We start from the raw sequence: 16,866 nt of genomic DNA on the forward strand, positions 1-16,866 counted from the left end.
GTCAGCGGGCCTCGCGGATGTCGCGGTCGGTGATCCCGGTTCCGTCCTCGCCGGCCTCCAGCTCCCACTGCCTGTCGATGCTCAGCCGGTCGGCCAGCCAGCTGTCGTGGGTGATGAGGAGGACCGCCCCACGGTAGTCCTCGAGAGCCTCGACGAGATGGTCCACCGAGGCCATGTCCAGGTTGTTGGTGGGCTCGTCGAGCACCAGCAGCCGCGGAGCCGGGTCGGCGAAGAGCATCCGAGCCAGGGCGACCCGGAAGCGTTCCCCTCCCGAGAGCCCGGCGATCGGCCGGTTGACCATCTCGCCGGTCACCAGAACCCTCGCCAGCAGGCCGCGAGCCTGCTGTGGCAGCCGGTCGGGGGCTGACGCCCGGACGGCCTCCAGAGGTGTGGCGAAGGCGTCCAGGTCGTCACGCTGGCCCAGCAGGCCCACCGGCACCGCCGGCGCGATGAGGCTGTGCAACGGCCCGGCGAAGAGCGTCCCGGCACGCCGGAGGAGATCCTCGTCTTCCTCGCCCAGGGCGATCCGCAGGAGGGTGCTCTTGCCGACGCCGTTGGCCCCGGTGATGCGGATGCGCTCGGGGCCGTCGATGCGCAGCGAACGGTCACCGACGGCCACGGCGAGCACACGCTTGCCTTCGGCGACCCCGGTGTCGGGCAGGTCGATGCGGATCCGGTCGGGCAGCCGGGCCGCGGCGTCCGCGGCCGCCCGGACGGCTCCGGCCCGAACGGCCTGGTCGGCGCGTGCCCTCGCCTTGGATGCGCCGTCCTTCTCCGACCGGTTCTGGTAATAGTGCTGGGCTCCCTTCCCCATCCCTGACCGTGCAGCGTCCCGGCGCCCGGCCCGGTCTCGCTGGGCCTTGTGCTGCTGGTCGGCCGACGCCGCGCGGCGGATCCGTCGGACGTCGGCCTCGGCCTGGGCCAGGGACCTCTCGGCCGCGGCCTGCTCGGCTTCGCGCACCTGCTCGTACTCGCCGAAAGAACCGGTGAACACACGTGCGCCGCGGGGATCCAGGTCGACGATCGTCTCGAGCCGGTCCAGGAGCCGCCGGTCGTGCGAGACCACGATGAGGCTTCCCGGCCAGCGGTCGAGCGTGTCGTAGAGGCGTAGCCGGGCCTCCTCGTCGAGGTTGTTCGTCGGTTCGTCGAGCAGTGTGACGTCGGCGCCGGCGAGTTCGGCTCCGGCGAGTCCCACGGCAGTCGCCTCGCCGCCCGACAGACTCAGCGCGGGCCGGTCGAGGAGGGATTCGTCGTCGCCCAGCCCGAGTTCGTCGAGCCGGGCGACTGCTCTGGCCTCGACATCCCATCGGTCTGCGATGACGTCGTAGTCGCGGGTGTCGACGGAACCCGCCTCCACCGCCCTCAGTGCCGAGCGCACCTCGGCGATCCCGAGCAGGTCCGAGACCGTGGAGCCGGGAGCGGACGCCACGTCCTGGCGCAGCAGCGTCAGGGTGCCGGCGCGGGTGATCGTTCCGGAGACGGGTGTCAGGTCTGCGGCGATGAGGCGCAGGAGGGTGGTCTTGCCGACACCGTTGTCACCGATGAGGCCGGTGCGGCCGGGAGGAAAGGTGCAGCTGAGGTCGGTGATCGCCGCGGTGCCGTCAGGCCAGGCGAAGGTGAGATGGTCGATGACGACCGAGGAGTGCGAAGACATGTGAGGATCCTTGGGCTCGCGGGATGCGGGGCTGTGTGGCAGCCGCGAGTGCGGATGCCGGTCCTCAGAGCTTCAACGGACTCTCCTTGTCGACGGATGATCGTGGCTCCCCCGACTGGACTCGAACCAGTAACCCTCTGATTAACAGTCAGATGCTCTGCCAATTGAGCTACAGGGGATCGGCGCAGGACGCCTGCGTTGCCCGCGTACCGGATCGCTCCGGCCCTCGGCACCGCCTCGTTGATGGCTCCCCCGACTGGACTCGAACCAGTAACCCTCTGATTAACAGTCAGATGCTCTGCCAATTGAGCTACAGGGGATCGACCCTCAACGCGAGAAGAGACTCTAGCAGTGTCGCACGGCAAGGCGAAATCGGGAGAGCGTCAGCGCCACGCCTCGCGCAGCCTCGCGGTGGCCTCCAGAACCCGGCTCTCCGTGACCGGATCGGTGAGGTCGGCCTCGCCGTCGGCCACCGCGGTCCACTGGATGGCGCCGTCGTCGAGGCTTCCGAGCCGGCGCCGTCCTGCCACGGTGACCCGTCCTCCGTCGACATCGAGGGGTTCTCGCACCACGATTGAGGCCGTGACCCGGTCATTGAAGACCGCCGGCAGGTCTCCGGGCCGGTCCAGCTTCACCGAGTCCTCTGCGCGATCGAGGAAGGTCCAGTGCAGGGCCGACGTCTTGGACCGCCACCCGCCGCGGACCACCTCGTGCCAGGCCACGGCCCTGGAGGTGCCCCCGGCGTCGACGATCACCAGACCCTCGTCCACGGCGACCACGGTGACCGGGCGGTCCTCGTCACTGCCGGTGCCCCACGCCAGCACGTGGGGGTGCCGGACGCCTATGACGGCCACGACCCCGGCCAGGGCCTGCGGCCCAGGGCCCCGGTCCCCCGAGAACGCGTGCATGATCCGACCCCACCGCTGACCCATGGCGCCGATTCTCCCAGATTCTGAGGAGGATCCGGCACACGGCCCCGTGGCCGAGGAGGTTCAGGCGGCGTCGCGCGACGAGGTCCTGGCCTCGCGCAGGATCGCCAGGGCCTGGCTCTCCAGTCTTCGCACGACGCCGAGAGTGACCCGCAGATCGGCGGCCACCACATGGCGCGGCAGGGACGGGCCGCCCAGGCCGAAGCGCAGCTCGATGATCCTGCGCTGCAGGCGCGGCAGCTCGGCGATCGCCTCGCCGAGCCATTCGGCGGCCCAGCGGTCGCTCGGGTGGTGCTCCGCCTCGGCGATCGACGTCGGATCCCCCACCAGGACATCCCCACCCGGGTCGCGGCGCTGGCGGATCCAGTGCTCGTCGACCCCCATCGAGGCTGCCAGCTCGTCATCGCTGGGCTCGCGTCCCAGCGTCATGGCCAGGCTGAGGGCGCGCCTGTCGACCGCGCGTTCGGTGCGGCGGCGCCACACGGTGCGGGCGGCGTCGCTGGACAGCAGCTCCTCGGAGACGCGTCTGCGCACCCAGACCCAGGCGAAGGTGATGAACCTCACCCCTTTGGCGCGGTCGAAGCGCTGCATGGCCTCGCCCAGTCCCACGCATCCCGCCTGCTCCATGTCCTCGCCCGGACCGCCGGAGAACTGGGCCAGGTTGGCGGCGACCTTGACGGCCATGCCCAGCGTCGCCCTCCACAGTTGCACGGCGGCCAGGCGGCCCTCGGCCACCAGGACCCTCAGCTCCTCATCGGTGGCGTCATGCCGGACGCCACCGAGGCCGTCCAGCAGCTCTGCGGCCAGCACCCCCGCCTCCAGCCGCCCGAACAGCTCCCACTCCTCCTGGGCCGCGAGCCGCGACCTCCCTGCCGAGACGAATTCCTTGAACTCCATGACGCCACCGTGACCCCGGGAGGTGACGGCGGTCCAGGGACTGCGCCGGATCTGTGGACGGAGATATTCCCGTCCACAGGCGTCACAGAACGGGGTTCCGGCTTCCGGGGCCGGTTCGCAGGCGGCTCACGGGACGTCGACGGCTGCCGGGCCGCTCTGGAGCAGCTCATTGCGCATCGCCTCGAGCTCGACCAGGTCGGTGAACATCGCGTTGTAGGCCGACCTGTCGGCGGTGGGACTGGTCCGCTGCAGACGGGACTTCAGGTTGGCGATGTCGTCGGTCAGCGACCTCAGCCTCACCTGGGCGGCATAGGCGGCGGCGTACCGCCGGTCCGGTTCGGCGGCGAGCACCGGTTCGACCAGCAGCGCGACCTCGAGCTGCCTGACCGTCGGATCGGTGATCGCATCCGCGACGGCCTGCTGCCAGGCCTGGGGGGACCCCTGGAAGGCCGGAAGCCGGCTCAGCGCCCCGAACAGCGCGCGGTAGGCGGGGTGGCGGAGATCCTCGACCTCCACCTGATCCCACTGGCCGTCGAAGAGGTCGGGGTGCTGAAGGGCCAGCTTGAGGAATCCCCGCTCGGCATCCAGGCGCCGGTCGGAGGGGTCGGGCCAGGGAAGGCCCGCAGGAGCCTCGGCCGCCGGTGCGGGCTGCGGGTCCGGCGCCATCTCGCGCACCGGCATCGGTGCCGGGCTCCGCCGGGCCCGGGCGACCTCGCGCCGCACCTCGTCGACGTCCATCCCCACGACCTGGGAGAGCTCGCGCAGGTATCCGCTCACCAGGGAGGAGTCCCGAATGCTGGAGACCAGCGGTGCGGCGGCACGCACCGCGGCGAGCCGGCCGTCGGCACGGTCGAGATCGAAACCGGCGACGACGTTGTTCATCACGTAGCGGTAGAGCGGGATACGGCGGGCCACCAGTTCGCGCACGGCCTCCTCTCCCTTCTGCATCCGCAGGTCGCAGGGGTCCAGGCCGGTGGGTTCGACGGCGACATAGGTCTGGGAGATGAACTCGCTGTCGCCCTGGTACACCTTGAGGGCCGCCTTCTGGCCGGCGGCGTCGCCGTCGAAGGTGAACACGACCTCCCCCGACAGCGCCCCGTTGTTGCCCATCAGGCGTTGCAGCAGCCGCGCGTGGTCGTTGCCGAAGGCGGTGCCGCAGGCTGCCACCGCGGTCTCGACGCCTGACAGGTGGGCGGCCATGACGTCGGTGTATCCCTCCACGACCACCGCTTGGCGCTTCTTCCCGATGGCCGAACGGGCCAGGTCGAGGCCGTAGAGGACGTGGGACTTCTTGTAGACGACGGTCTCGGGGGTGTTGACGTACTTCGCCGGGATCCGGTCGTCGTCGTGGACGCGCCGGGCCCCGAAGCCCAGCACCGAGCGCCCGGAGTCTCTGATGGGCCACAGTACCCGGCCCTGGAAGAAGTCCCAGCCCTTGTCGCGGACCAGTCCCGAGCTCACCAGCGCCTTGGGGGCGAATCCCTTGGCCAGGAGGTGGTCGCGCAGCACGTGCCCGCCGCGGGGCGCGTAGCCGATGCCGAACTGCTCGGCGGCGTCGCGCCCGAATCCCCGCCCGTCGAGGAACTGGCGGGCGATGAGCCCCTCGGCCGACGTCATCTGGGCCTGGTAGAACCTCGCGGCCTCCTCGTTGGCCTCCAGGATCTGCATCCTCAGACCGGGCTCGATGCCCGGCCGGCCGTCATCGACGATTCGCAGCTGGACCCCGACCTTGTCGGCCAGCCTCTGGACGGCCTCGACGAAGGAGAGGTTGTCGATCTTCTCGACGAAGGTGATGGTGTCACCGCCCTCGCCGCACCCGAAGCAGTAGAACAGGCCGCGGGAAGGCGTCACCTGAAAGCTGGGGGTCTTCTCGTCGTGGAAGGGGCACAGTCCCTTGAGGGAACCGCTTCCGGCGTTCTTGAGGGCGACGTACTCCCCCACCACCTCGTCGATCCGTGCCCGTTCCCGGACCAGCGCAATATCCTCTTCGTTGATCCGCCCGGCCATGGCCTCGATCCTACGTCCTAGAAGCCGCGGCCCATTCCCACCGGCAGGCGGGCTGCGTCCCAGCCCAACAGCTCCTCGGCCCTCGAGAAGGCGAAGTGATCGGTCATCCCGGCGACATAGGCCACCACCTGATGGGACCGGTCGGCATCAGAGGCCAGGAACTCCGACGGCACCAGCCGCGGATGCGCCAGATAGTAGGTGACCAGCCCCCGCAGCACCTCGACGACGGCCTCGGACTGGCCCACCGACTCCGGGCGGGTGTAGATGCGCTCATAGTTGAACCGACGCAGCTCTGCCAGCGCCGCTGCTCTGGCGGCCTCCATCGATACCCGGCCGGTGGCGCAGGTGGTGTCGATCACCGAACGGATGAACACCGACAACTGGGTCCGCCGGTCCGATCCGGCGACCTCTCGCACCTCATCGGGCAGGTCGGAGATCGAGACGATGCCGGCCCGCTGGGCATCCTCCAGGTCGTGGGCGCAGTAGGCGATGCGATCGGCGAAGGAGACCACCTCCCCCTCCACGGTGGCCGGTGCCGGACGTGACCAGGAGTGGTTGCGGATGCCGTCGAGGGTCTCCGCACACAGGTTGAGCGAGATCAGGGCGACGTCGGCCCCCCAGACTGCGTGATCGAAGCCCTCCGGAAGGAAGAGGTCGAAGGCCTCCTCGGAGGCGTGCCCGCCCGGCCCGTGGCCGCAGTCGTGGCCCATCGCCATGGCGTCGGCCAGGGTGACGTTGGCGCCGATGCCGGCAGCGATGGACCGCGCCACCTGGGCCACCTCCAGCGCATGGGTCAGCCGGGTGCGCTGGTGATCGGTGGGGTGGACGACGACCTGGGTCTTGCCGGCGAGCCGGCGGAAGGCCGTGGAATGGACGATCCGGTCGCGGTCCCGCTCGAAGCAGGTCCGTTCGGCATCGGGCTCCTCGGGGATCGCCCGATCGCCGGCGCCGCGGGCCATGGCGGCTCCCGGCCGCAGCATCGCCGCCTCTCGCTCCTCGCGGACCGTCCTGCCGATCACCGGCCCGGGTTCCAGGATCGCGGAGCTGGTGGCGTGGCAGGTCACGATTCCCCCGTCGGTGTCATGACCAGACATGGTGCGTGCCCAGGCCCTCGATCGCTGCGACAGTTCTGCCATGTCCCCAGCATGCCAAACCCGGACCGGGCGACTCGCCCGCCGATAGCATCGGAGGTACCGCACACGAGACATCCGATGGAGTGACGATGAGCCAGGATCCGAACGGCTGGAACCCCCCGAGCCAGGACTCCTGGTCGCCTGACGGCAATGCGGGGTGGAGCGGTCCTGGCAGTACCGCAGGGTCGGCCGGCGGCCCCTACGGTTCCAGTCCCTACGACCCGAACCCGTATGCGGCCCCGTACGCGGCACAGTCGGGGGGCGGCGACACCTGGGGGATCTCCTCGCCGGGTTCCGGATCCGCCGAGGAGCGCTCCATCAAGGGGATCGTGGCCATCTGCCTGGTCGGAGCCGCACTGGTGGTGTCGTTCATCCTCAGCTGGGTCTCCGGGCTGGCGATCGTCGATCTGTACAACATCACCGGCGTCACCCTGAGCAGCGAGGGCGACTTTCCCGACACCTCGGCCACCGATTCCGCGTACGTGCATCTCGGCATGGCGATGCTCGGCCAGCTGATCCCCACCGGGCTGGGCATCGCGGCGATCATCGTGGGCGCGATGGCCATCAGGTTCCGCAATGCCAGGGCGCTGGGCATCAGCGCGATCGTCCTGGCCGTGCTCGCACCCTTCCTGTCTGTCAGCGCCATGATGCTCGCCGCTGCCCCGGCCCTGTGATCGCATGAGCGACGATCCCCGATCGGGCCCCGAGCCCACTCGCCCGCTTCCTTCGACGACCGGCTGGAATGAGCCCACCCAACAGATCTCCCAGCCCTGGCAGAGCGGGTACCCCGCTTCAGAGCCCACTCCGCCGTACTCCTGGTCTCAGTATGCGGCTCCTGGACCGGCGCCTCAGACCCCGCAGTATCAGCCGGGCCAGTACTACCCGGTCGCCCAGCCGCCGTACTACGAGCCTGCGGCACAGCCGCCGCAGTACTACCCGATCGCCCAGCCTCCTGAGAGACAATCGAGCCTGGGATGGGTGTCACTGGGGCTGTCGGTCGTCGCCCTGGTGCTGTCGGTGGTCGCCGGCGTCGTCACCATCGACAGCTGGACCAGTACCGACCTTGAGACCGCGGTCGCGGATGAAGCGGTGATCGAGTCCCTGCTGAAGATCAGCATCGGAGGGCTCATCGCCCAGATCGTGGCGACCATGCTGGGGTTGGCGGGCCTCATCACCGGGGCGGTCTCGCTGGCCAACCGCACCAGCAGGCTGGTCGGCGCCTTCGGACTGGCGCTGGCGCTCGCTGCGCCGATGATCTCCTCGGTGATTCTCACCGGCATGCTGCCGGTCGGCTGACCTCCTGGAACTCAGCCGCCCGAGACGCCCAGCTCGGCCTCCGACAGGTCGGTGTCGTCCAGGACCCGACCGTCCAGCCAGCCCATCGGCATGACGACCTTTCGCCGAGGGGTGCCCTGCCGGCCCCGGGGACGGCCCAGCTCCTTGGCGGGGAAGGGGGCGCCGGCATCGAGGGTCGCCAGCAGGGCGTCAAGTTCCTCGAAGCTGGAGATCTTGCCCAGTGCGTGCCGGGTCTCGCCTCCCACCGGGAAGCCCTTGAGGTACCAGGCCATGTGTTTGCGCATGTCGATCAACCCGTGCGGCCCCTCGTACTTCACAAGCAGTTCGGCGTGCCGGCGGATCATCGCCGCCACCTCCCCCAGGCTCGGCAGGGTGCGCCGGTCGCGTCCGGCGAAGGCGTCCGCCAGATCACGGAACAGCCAGGGCCGCCCCAGGCAGCCGCGTCCCACCTCGACTCCGGCGCAGCCTGTGCGGCTGACCATCTCCATGGCGTCGGAGGCCTCCCAGATATCGCCGTTGCCGAGCACTGGGATGTCGACCGCCTGCACCAGCCGGCCGATCGCCTCCCAGTGCGAGTGGCCCGCATAGGCTTCTGCGACGGTGCGGGCGTGCAGGCAGACGGCTGCGGCGCCGGCCTCGGCGGCCTGCCTGGCGGAATCGACGTAGGTCGTGTGGTCGTCGTCGATGCCGATCCGGGTCTTGACGGTCACCGGGACGCCGTGCCGGTCGGCGGCCTCCACGGCAGCCCGTACCACCGCGGCGAAGCGGTCCGACTTCCAGGGCAGCACTCCCCCGCCGCCCTTGCGGGTGACCTTGGGCACCGGGCAGCCGAAGTTGAGGTCGACGTGATTCACCGCGTACTTCTCGCACAGGATGGCGGTGGCCTCGGCGATCATGCCCGGATCGACCCCGTAGAGCTGTACGGAGCGGGTCTTCTCGATGTCGGCGAAGGCCAGCATGTCGTGGGTCTTGTGATCGCCGTACACCAGCCCGCGCGAGGTGATCATCTCGCAGACGTACAGACCCGCACCCTGTTCGGCGCACAGCTGGCGGAACGCGGCATTGGTGACGCCGGCCATCGGGGCCAGCACCACCGGGGTCGCCGAGACGACCCGGCCGCCCGACGGAGCGGTGAGGACGAGGGGTGGGATCTCAGGCACCGGGACATGCTACCTGCGGACCGGTCGGGGAGCACGACTCCCTGCCACATCCCTGCCACACGCTGCTGAGCTCCCGCATCGGAGCACGAGCGCGAACTCAGGAGTTTTCCACAGTCCGGTGTTTTCCACAGATCGGCCGTCAGGGTCTGGCATTCGTGGCGGCGATCTGCCATTGTTCGGCCATGGTGCGGGCTGAGGGGTGGGCGGGAAGTGCGCGATCGATGGGGCGGGTGCGCGTTGTCGGTGCGCGGCGGTGGGTGGCTGTCGGGCTGGCTGTGGTGATGGCGTCCGGCGCGGCGGGGTGCGGTGGGGGTGACGCCGGGGCCGGGGCGTCGGGGTCCGGTTCTGGTGCGTCGACGGTGACGCCCAGTGGTTCGCCAGGGACGCCGAGTCCGACACCGTCGGAGGATCCGCTGTTCACGGAGGCGAAGGCGGTGTACGCGAAGTACTTGGATCAAGTGTTGCGTCTTGAGAAAGCCGGTGGCGCCTCGACACTGCCAGCAGAGATGCAGGTCTTGGTGACCGGACAATACGAGAAAGACGTTCAGGAAGCCTATTCAAAGCTTGCAAAACTAGGAACAAAGGCCGAGGCAGGGTCCCGATACCGAATCATCAGCCTCAGAAAATCCGCTAGGAGCAAAGACGCAGAGATCGCGATTCGGGCCTGCGTGGACGCGAGAGAAGTCATACTCCTAGATCGGAACGGAAAGAGATCTGGACGTGGAACATTGCGGCAGGATGATCTGTATTTCGTCAGAATTGGTACGCGTCTGGCTATTGCAGAGGGCGATTCTGTCCGGGTGGAGACATGCGAAAAATAGGCTTCCCGTTATCGGGTCTAGGAATCTCGGTCGTTCTGACTCTGTGCATGGGCACGCCTTCCGCACTCGCCGAAGTCAGCATCATCGGCGGTCCAGACGGCTTGGGAGTCTCAGCGACTCAGTCGGGCTCTTCTGGTGGTGGGGGTTCCTCGGGTTCAGGTGGGTCGGGGTCGTCGGGTTCTGGTCCTGCTCCGAGTGGCGGTGGAGGTGGCAGTTCCTCGAGCGGTGCTGGTGGTGGTTCGGGATCCTCGGGTGGGGGTGGGGCTGCGGTGACCAATGGCAATGGTGGGCGGGAAGGCGTCCTGTACGAGCCGGACCCGGCAGCAGCACCGGCGGGAGCAGCCTCGGGCCCGTCTGCGGCGCAGGTGCGGGCCTGGGCGATCTCGGCGGCGGCCTCGGTGAGGCTCCCCGCGCCGAGTGTCGGTATCGATCCCGACCCGTCGGTCAACCGGTGGCACATCGTGGCGGTGGGCCAGCCGTTGTGGCTCTATGACGGGTCGTCGGCCCGGGTGGCGTCGACCGCGTCGAATCAGGGGGTCACGGTCTCGATCACGGCGGTGCGCACCGGTGTCAGTTTCGATATGGGGGAGGCGGTGGTCCGGTGCACGTCGATGACCCGGCGTCCGGTGTCGGCTGAGCCGCGGGCGGAGTCTCCTGACTGCGGGTACCGGTATCAGAAGCGCGGCGATCGCCAGGTGCGGGCCACGGCGTCGTGGACGGTGTCGTGGAGCGCGTTGGGTCAGTCGGGCACGATCCCGATGACCCGCACGGCGTCACGGACCCTCCCGGTGCGCGAACTCCTGTCGGTCAACGTCAGACCCTCCTGAGCCTGCCATCCTCCGCCCCACCCCCGACACCCCTCCTCCCCTCCACTTCGGCAGCGTTATTCCACTGCCGAAGTGGATCAGGAAAAGGGACGGGCAAGACGGCACCGATCTGGCCGCCGCAGCGGCTCAGAACGCCGCTCATCGCCTGAGGTCGGTAATGAAAAAACACCACCGGAGTGGCTGACTTCGGCTTTTCCGTCACCCGGGCGTCCAGATCCCTACAAAGTCAGTCGTCCCTGCCGCGGCCCCTGAATCCGGCACGCAGCCGCTCCTTGTTGACGGTGGCGATCGCGGTCAGCGGGATGCCGACCGGGCAGGCCTTCGCACACTCCCCGTACATCGAGCACGGCCCGAAGAACTCGTCCAGGGAGTCGACCATCCGCCGGGCCCTCCGCCCGCGCTCCTGCCTGCCCTGCGGCATCCGGGCGAGGTGGGCCAGCTTGGCGCCGGCGAAGAGCATCGCCGCACCGTTGGGGCAGGCGGCCACACAGGCCCCGCAGCCGATGCATGAGGCGAAGTCGAGTGCCCGCTCGGCCTCCTCGTGTGGCTGAGGCACGGTGTCGGCGTCCGGGGCGGTGCCGGTGAGCACATCGACGGTGCCACCGGCCCTCACCAGGGCGTCGAGGCTGGTGCGGTCGACCGCCAGGTCGCGGATCACCGGGAAGGCGGCCGATCGGAGCGGCTCCAGCCTGAATCGCCGGATCTGCGGGAAGGCCCGCAGATGCTGTCGGCATGCCGGGGTGTTGGGCACCGGCCCGTGCGGCACCCCGTTGACCATGAATCCGCAGGAGCCGCACACCCCCTCGCGGCAGTCGGACTCGAAGACGATCGGCTCCCCGCCCTGTTCGATGATCTGGTCATTGAGCCGGTCGAGCAACTCCAGCAGGCTCATCTCGGGTTCGGCGTCCTCGACGACGTGGGTCTCGAAACGGCCCTTGGCCCGCGGGCCGTCCTGACGCCAGATGTCCAGTGTGACCTTCATCGGTAATCCCTCACCTGCAGCTTGATCAGCGAGAATGCCAACGGCTCGCTGTGACGGACATGCTCCCCCTCGGGTGTGGTCTCCCATGCCGAGACCGCAGCCCAGTCGGCGTCGTCGCGTTTCGCCTCACCCTCCGGGGTGGCGTACTCGGTGCGGAAGTGGGCGCCGGCCGATTCCCGCCGGTCCAGGGCGTCGAGGATCATCGTCTCGCCGAGTTCGATGAAGTCGGCCACCCGGCCGGCCTTCTCCAGCTCCTGGTTGAGCCGTCCTCCGGAGCCGACCACCAGGACGTCGCGCCAGAACTCGTCGCGCAGCGCACGCACCTTCCCCAGCCCTTCGACCAGTCCGGCCTCGTCGCGGCTCACCCCGCAGTGCTCGTAGAGGATGTCGCCGAGCCTGCGGTGGAACCACTCGGGTCGGCGGGTGCCCTTGTTGCCCAGCAGCGCGTCGATCCGGTCGTGAACCCTCCGGACCGCGCTGCCCACCTCGGGCGCGCCGATGCTCAGAGGTTTCTCGCCGACGAATCCGGCCAGATAGTCCGGCACGGCCCTGGGCAGCGTGAACCAGCCGTCGACCGAAGCCGACAGCAGGGAGTTCGCGCCCAGGCGGTTGGCGCCGTGGTAGTTGTTCGAGGCCTCGCCGCCGACGAACAGCCCCGGAATGGTGCTCATCTGGTTGTAGTCGACCCATAGCCCGCCCATCGTGAAGTGGGCTCCGGGAGCGATGCGCATCGGCACCCGGTAGGGGTCCTCCCCGGTGGCGTCGAGATACATCTTGAACAGGTTGCCGTAGCGCTCGGCGATGGTGTCGCGGCCGAGCCGGGCGATGGCGTCGCGGAAGTCCAGGAACACCGAGTTGTGCAGCGGTCCGACGCCGTGCCCGGAGTCGATCTGGGTACGAGCGTTGCGCGATGCCACGTCGCGCGGGGTGAGGTTGCCGAAGGCCGGGTACTTGCGCTCCAGGTAGTAGTCCCGCTCATCCTCGGGAATCTCGTCGGCCGGACGGTCGTCTCCGGGCTTCCTCGGCACCCAGATCCGCCCGTCGTTGCGCAGCGACTCGCTCATCAGCGTCGTCTTGGACTGCCAGTGGGAGCTCACCGGCAGGGCGGTGGGATGGAACTGGACGAAGCACGGGCTGGCGAAATAGGCGCCCTGCCGGTGAGCCCGCCAGGTGGCGGTGGCATTGGAGCCCTTGGCCAGCGTCGACCACTGGTACACCGATCCGTACCCGCCTGTGCACAGGATCACCACATGGGCCGTCCAGGGCCGGACCTCCCCGCTCAGCAGGTCGCGGGTGACGATCCCCTGCGCCCGGCCGTCGGCCACGACGAGATCCAGCATCTCGGTGCGGTTGTGCATCGTCACGGTGCCGGCGTCGATCTGCTCCTGGAGGGCCTGGGAGCAGGCCACCTCCAGCTGCTGGCCGGTCTCGCCGCGGGTGTAGTAGGTGCGCGAGACCTGCACCCCGCCGAAGGATCGGGTGGCCAGCTGGCCGCCGTACTCGCGGGCGAAGGGGGCTCCGATGGCGTACATGTGGTCGATGACCTTCACCGACTCGGTGCCCAGACGCACCGCGTCGGCCTCCCTGCCCCGGTAGTCGCCGCCCTTGACGGTGTCCTTGACGAACCGGGCGAGGGTGTCCCCATCGACCTTCCTGGCCCGCGCGGCATTGATGCCTCCCTGAGCGGCCACCGAGTGGGCCCGTCGCGGCGAGTCGTGGAAGCTGAAGCAGTCGACGTGGTACCCGAGCTGACCGAGGCTGGCCGCCACCCCGGCCCCCGCCAACCCGGTGCCCACCACGATCACCGACATCTTTCGCCGGTTGGCCGGGTTCACCAGACGGTACTCGTTCTGGCGGCGCTCCCAGGCGGTCAGCGGATCACCCTCGGGAACCTTCGCGTCCAGCTCGTCGCCGATCCGGTAGCCGGCCTGCTGCTGCGCAGCACCCAGGTGGTCGCGGGCCGGCGTGTGCCGGGGCGAACGCTCACCCCCCGACCGGTGGTCGGCAGGACGAGGCCGGATCCTCTCCATGAACCTGTTGACGGATGAGGGCCCGGTCATGAGATCACCCCTGCGAGGACGAGCATCGGCAGCACGCCGTTTCCGACGACGATGGCCAGTGCGATGAGAATTCCGACGAGCATCCAGATTCTGCGCAGCCTGGCGCCGGTGCCGCCGAAATCGTTGATGACGCTCCAGGCCCCCTGAACCAGGTGGACGCCGATCACCAGCATGAGAGCGCTGTAGAAGATCGCCATCGCAGGCCGCGACAGGCTCGCGACCAGGTTCTGATAGGCGTAGACGTTCACCTCGGCCGAGCCGGTCCGCACCGGAGCCTGGTATCCGGCCGACGCCACACCGGCGCCGATCGTCAGATCGAGGATGTGCACCACGATGAAGACCAGCAGCAGGATCCCCGACACCAGCATGGTGCGAGCGCCCCAGGTGAGGGCACCCATCCGGCGGCGGCGATGCGCGCCGCGGCCGCGGCGTCCGCGCACCCAGATCGTGACCCCCGACAGGATATGGGCCACCAGACACACCAGCAGCACGATCCGCAGGATCCACAACACCCCCTCATAGGGGATCAGTGGATGCAGCAGGGTCCTCAGGAAGGCCGCGTAGGAGTTGTACTCCTCGGGCCCCATGAAGGCCTTGAGGTTCCCGATCATGTGCACCAGGACGAACAGCGCGAAGATCGTGCCCGTGACCGCCATCGTCACCTTGAGGGCGACGTTGGAGGGCCTGGTCCGACGCCCGCCGGCGGGGACCACCACGTCCCCGACCGGTGCGAGCCCTTCCCGTTCTCCAGTGATCCATTGCGGGACGCTCATGCCCACACTCCGTTCAGAACTCGGGTACGACACCGTCTCCGGTACGACAGAGTGTAGTGAAGGGTTGCGGGGCGAGCCGACCCGGGGTCCGAAATGGGGCCCCACGGTAATCCTGCACAGCGCGGATCCGGCTCAGTGGTGGAAGGCCTTGGAGTGTCCGGTCCGGGGCATCGGGGCATCCAACGAGTCCAGGAAGTCGACCTCCTCGCGAAGGTCGGCCAGGAAGGCATCGGCCAGATCGCGACTGAAGCCGTTGCGCACCACCACCCGCTGCACCGTGAGATCCTCCAGATCGGCGGGCATCGGGTAAGCGGGCACCAGCCACCCCTTCATCCTGAGCCGGTCTCCCAGGTGGTGCAGGTCCCAGTTCTCGGTGTGGCCCTCGCGCATCCGCCAGGCGAAGACCGGGATGTCGGAGCCGTCGTTCCACAGCTCGAAGGCCGGCACCGCGCCGATCTCGGTGGCCAGGTGGGTGGCGACGTCGCTGCAGGTCTGCTGGACGCGCCGATATCCCGCGAATCCCAACCTCATGAAGAGGTAGTACTGCAGCAGCACCTGGGCGCCCGGCCGGGAGAAGTTCAGGGCGAAGGTCGGCATGTCCCCGCCCAGGTAGCTCACCCGGAAGACCAGGTCCTCGGGCAGGCACTCGGCGGTGCGCCACACGATCCACCCCAGGCCCGGGTAGACCAGTCCGTACTTGTGTCCGGAGGTGTTGATCGAGACCACCCGTTCGATCCGGAAGTCCCATTCCAGATCCGGCTGGATGAACGGGGCGATCATCGCACCGGAGGCGCCGTCGACGTGGATCCTGACGTCCAGGCCGGTCTCGGCCTGGATCCGATCGAGGGCCTCCGCGATCCGGGCGACCGGCTCGTACATTCCGGTGTAGGTGACACCCATGATCGCCACCACACCGATGGTGTTCTCGTCGACGTAGTCGGCCAGGTCGTGGCCGTCGAGCACCTTGTGCTCCATCGAGACGGGCACCTGGCGCATCTCGACCTCCCAGTAGTTGCAGAACTTCTCCCAGCAGACCTGCACCGCGCTCGACATCACCAGGTTGGGCCGGTCGGTGGGCTTCCCGGCGGCCCGCCGGGCATGGGACCACCGTCGCTTGAGGGCCAGCCCGGCCAGCATGCAGGCCTCCGAGGAGCCGATCGTCGAGGTGCCGGCGGTGTGCTCGGGATCCGGGGCGTGCCACAGATCGGCGAGCATCGTGACACACCGGTTCTCGATCTCGGCGGTGCGCGGGTACTCGTCCTTGTCGATCATGTTCTTGTCGGCGGCCTCCAGATAGAGGCGGTTGGCATCGTCCTCCATCCAGGTGCCGACGAAGGTGGCGAGGTTGAGCCGGGCGTTGCCGTCCAGCATCGCCTCGTCGTGGACGATCTGGTAGGCGGTCTCCGGCAGGCTCTCGTCGTGGGGGATCCGCATTCTCGGCAGCGCGGACGCCTCACCCGGCCTGACGAACACCGGATTCAGCTCGACGGGCGACGGGTTCTCGTGGTGCTGCTGACCTGAGATGCGGTGCAGTGACATGGGCGGATCCCTTCCTACGTCGTGACGCCTGTCCCCTCATCCTCACACCTCATGTCCCCTTCCGGGCCCCAGCGCGGCGAAGGGATCGGTGACCCGGTACGAGTCCTCGGTGAATCGCCAGGTGCTCGGTGGGCGTCCGCCGCGCGCTCCCGGCTCCGCCAGGATGCCGACCCGCTCGATCTGTCTGCGCCGGCGCAGCACCCGGGACAGGTTGGTGACATCGACGTCGTGGCCCAGCACCGCCCCGTAGATGGCCCGCAGGGTCGCCATGGTGAACTCGGCCGGGGCCAGGGCGAAGGCGATGTTGGTGTAGGAGATCTTGCCCCTCAACCGCTCCAGGGCCGTCTCGACGACGAGGTGATGGTCGAAGGCCAGCTCGGGAAGGTCGACGGCGTCGACCCATACGGCCCCGATCGCCAGGTCCTCCTGACGGTCGCACGGCACCAGGCCGAGGTAGGCGGTGGCGATGGTCCTCTCGAAGGGATCGCGTCCGGGATCGGAGTAGGTGGCCAACTGCTCGCGATGGGCCAGGCCGGCCAGGCCCAGCTGATCCGCCAGGTGGCGATCCATCGCCTCCTCCATCGATTCGGAGACCTCGACGGGGCCGCTCGGCAGTGCGAGCCGGCCGGCGAAGGGCTCGTGGTCACGGCGTCGTGCCAGCACCTGCAGCCGGGAGGCCTCGCCCGCCCGCAGCACCACGGCGAGCACCTCGTGCCGGTACTTCGCCACCCCTCGCTGGTCCCGGAACGGTGCTCTCATCACACCGGCATGCTACAGTTCCCATGTTT

General features: G+C 68.9%; 16 protein-coding genes and 2 tRNA genes. 4 read left to right on the top strand and 14 right to left on the bottom strand.

Annotated elements, in window-relative coordinates; all coding sequences use genetic code 11:
• Nucleotide 1 precedes the first annotated feature (1 nt).
• The 7 genes from JS278_RS09370 to JS278_RS09400 all read right to left on the bottom strand — a co-directional run bounded on the left by JS278_RS09370 (nucleotide 2) and on the right by JS278_RS09400 (nucleotide 6,581).
• Nucleotides 2-1,654, bottom strand: a complete 1,653-nt coding sequence (locus tag JS278_RS09370; RefSeq protein ID WP_114044940.1) for an ABC-F family ATP-binding cassette domain-containing protein — start codon at nucleotides 1,652-1,654, stop codon at nucleotides 2-4.
• 103 nt (nucleotides 1,655-1,757) lie between these two features.
• Nucleotides 1,758-1,833: transfer RNA gene (locus JS278_RS09375), tRNA-Asn, on the bottom strand.
• A 65-nt stretch (nucleotides 1,834-1,898) separates the two neighbouring features.
• Nucleotides 1,899-1,974 (bottom strand) — tRNA-Asn (locus tag JS278_RS09380).
• A 63-nt stretch (nucleotides 1,975-2,037) separates the two neighbouring features.
• Nucleotides 2,038-2,586, bottom strand: coding sequence for a hypothetical protein (locus JS278_RS09385; RefSeq protein ID WP_114044941.1), 549 nt, complete (start codon nucleotides 2,584-2,586; stop codon nucleotides 2,038-2,040).
• Between the two features lie 60 nt (nucleotides 2,587-2,646).
• On the bottom strand, nucleotides 2,647-3,480 hold the full coding sequence (locus JS278_RS09390) for a sigma-70 family RNA polymerase sigma factor (protein WP_114044942.1): 834 nt from the start codon (nucleotides 3,478-3,480) through the stop codon (nucleotides 2,647-2,649).
• Nucleotides 3,481-3,606: 126 nt separating this feature from the next.
• Entirely contained in the window at nucleotides 3,607-5,487 is a 1,881-nt protein-coding gene (gene dnaG, locus JS278_RS09395) for a DNA primase (protein WP_114044943.1), read from the bottom strand.
• A gap of 17 nt (nucleotides 5,488-5,504) precedes the next feature.
• Complete coding sequence (locus JS278_RS09400; protein WP_425451503.1) at nucleotides 5,505-6,581, bottom strand: HD domain-containing protein; 1,077 nt, start codon at nucleotides 6,579-6,581, stop codon at nucleotides 5,505-5,507.
• A 128-nt stretch (nucleotides 6,582-6,709) separates the two neighbouring features.
• Between JS278_RS09400 and JS278_RS09405 the strand changes: the two genes are divergently transcribed.
• Together JS278_RS09405 and JS278_RS15830 are read left to right on the top strand one after the other, a co-directional pair.
• Nucleotides 6,710-7,294 (top strand): hypothetical protein, encoded by a 585-nt coding sequence (locus JS278_RS09405; protein WP_114044945.1) that lies wholly within the window; start codon nucleotides 6,710-6,712, stop codon nucleotides 7,292-7,294.
• A 4-nt stretch (nucleotides 7,295-7,298) separates the two neighbouring features.
• Nucleotides 7,299-7,916: a hypothetical protein gene (locus JS278_RS15830; protein ID WP_147243180.1), complete on the top strand. Its 618-nt coding sequence runs from the start codon at nucleotides 7,299-7,301 to the stop codon at nucleotides 7,914-7,916.
• Nucleotides 7,917-7,927: 11 nt separating this feature from the next.
• Here the strand turns inward: JS278_RS15830 and dusB are convergent, their stop codons facing one another.
• Nucleotides 7,928-8,995 carry a tRNA dihydrouridine synthase DusB gene (dusB, locus tag JS278_RS09415; protein ID WP_245935303.1) on the bottom strand — a complete coding sequence of 356 codons (1,068 nt, stop codon included), beginning with the start codon at nucleotides 8,993-8,995 and terminating at the stop codon, nucleotides 7,928-7,930.
• Nucleotides 8,996-9,215: 220 nt separating this feature from the next.
• Nucleotides 9,216-9,497, bottom strand: a complete 282-nt coding sequence (locus tag JS278_RS15835; protein WP_147243181.1) for a hypothetical protein — start codon at nucleotides 9,495-9,497, stop codon at nucleotides 9,216-9,218.
• Nucleotides 9,498-9,510: 13 nt separating this feature from the next.
• Between JS278_RS15835 and JS278_RS15840 the strand changes: the two genes are divergently transcribed.
• Together JS278_RS15840 and JS278_RS09420 are read left to right on the top strand one after the other, a co-directional pair.
• Nucleotides 9,511-9,897, top strand: a complete 387-nt coding sequence (locus JS278_RS15840) for a hypothetical protein (protein ID WP_147243182.1) — start codon at nucleotides 9,511-9,513, stop codon at nucleotides 9,895-9,897.
• 269 nt (nucleotides 9,898-10,166) lie between these two features.
• Nucleotides 10,167-10,724, top strand: a complete 558-nt coding sequence (locus JS278_RS09420) for a hypothetical protein (protein WP_147243183.1) — start codon at nucleotides 10,167-10,169, stop codon at nucleotides 10,722-10,724.
• 226 nt (nucleotides 10,725-10,950) lie between these two features.
• Here the strand turns inward: JS278_RS09420 and JS278_RS09425 are convergent, their stop codons facing one another.
• The 5 genes from JS278_RS09425 to JS278_RS09445 form a co-directional block, all read right to left on the bottom strand.
• Nucleotides 10,951-11,706, bottom strand: coding sequence for a succinate dehydrogenase/fumarate reductase iron-sulfur subunit (locus JS278_RS09425; RefSeq protein WP_114044947.1), 756 nt, complete (start codon nucleotides 11,704-11,706; stop codon nucleotides 10,951-10,953).
• Nucleotides 11,703-13,766 (bottom strand): fumarate reductase/succinate dehydrogenase flavoprotein subunit, encoded by a 2,064-nt coding sequence (locus tag JS278_RS09430; RefSeq protein ID WP_220149954.1) that lies wholly within the window; start codon nucleotides 13,764-13,766, stop codon nucleotides 11,703-11,705. The genes JS278_RS09425 and JS278_RS09430 overlap by 4 nt, the downstream gene beginning before the upstream one ends.
• A complete protein-coding gene (locus JS278_RS09435) occupies nucleotides 13,763-14,422 on the bottom strand; it encodes a succinate dehydrogenase cytochrome b subunit (protein ID WP_245935304.1) in 660 nt (219 codons plus the stop codon). Before JS278_RS09435 ends, JS278_RS09430 begins: the two co-directional genes overlap by 4 nt.
• A gap of 249 nt (nucleotides 14,423-14,671) precedes the next feature.
• Nucleotides 14,672-16,078 (bottom strand): glutamate decarboxylase, encoded by a 1,407-nt coding sequence (gad, locus tag JS278_RS09440; RefSeq protein WP_114044949.1) that lies wholly within the window; start codon nucleotides 16,076-16,078, stop codon nucleotides 14,672-14,674.
• Between the two features lie 42 nt (nucleotides 16,079-16,120).
• Nucleotides 16,121-16,837, bottom strand: a complete 717-nt coding sequence (locus tag JS278_RS09445; protein ID WP_181833897.1) for an NUDIX hydrolase — start codon at nucleotides 16,835-16,837, stop codon at nucleotides 16,121-16,123.
• Between the last annotated feature and the right edge of the window lie 29 nt (nucleotides 16,838-16,866).

The organism is Acidipropionibacterium virtanenii, from assembly GCF_003325455.1.
Lineage (GTDB): Bacteria > Actinomycetota > Actinomycetes > Propionibacteriales > Propionibacteriaceae > Acidipropionibacterium > Acidipropionibacterium virtanenii.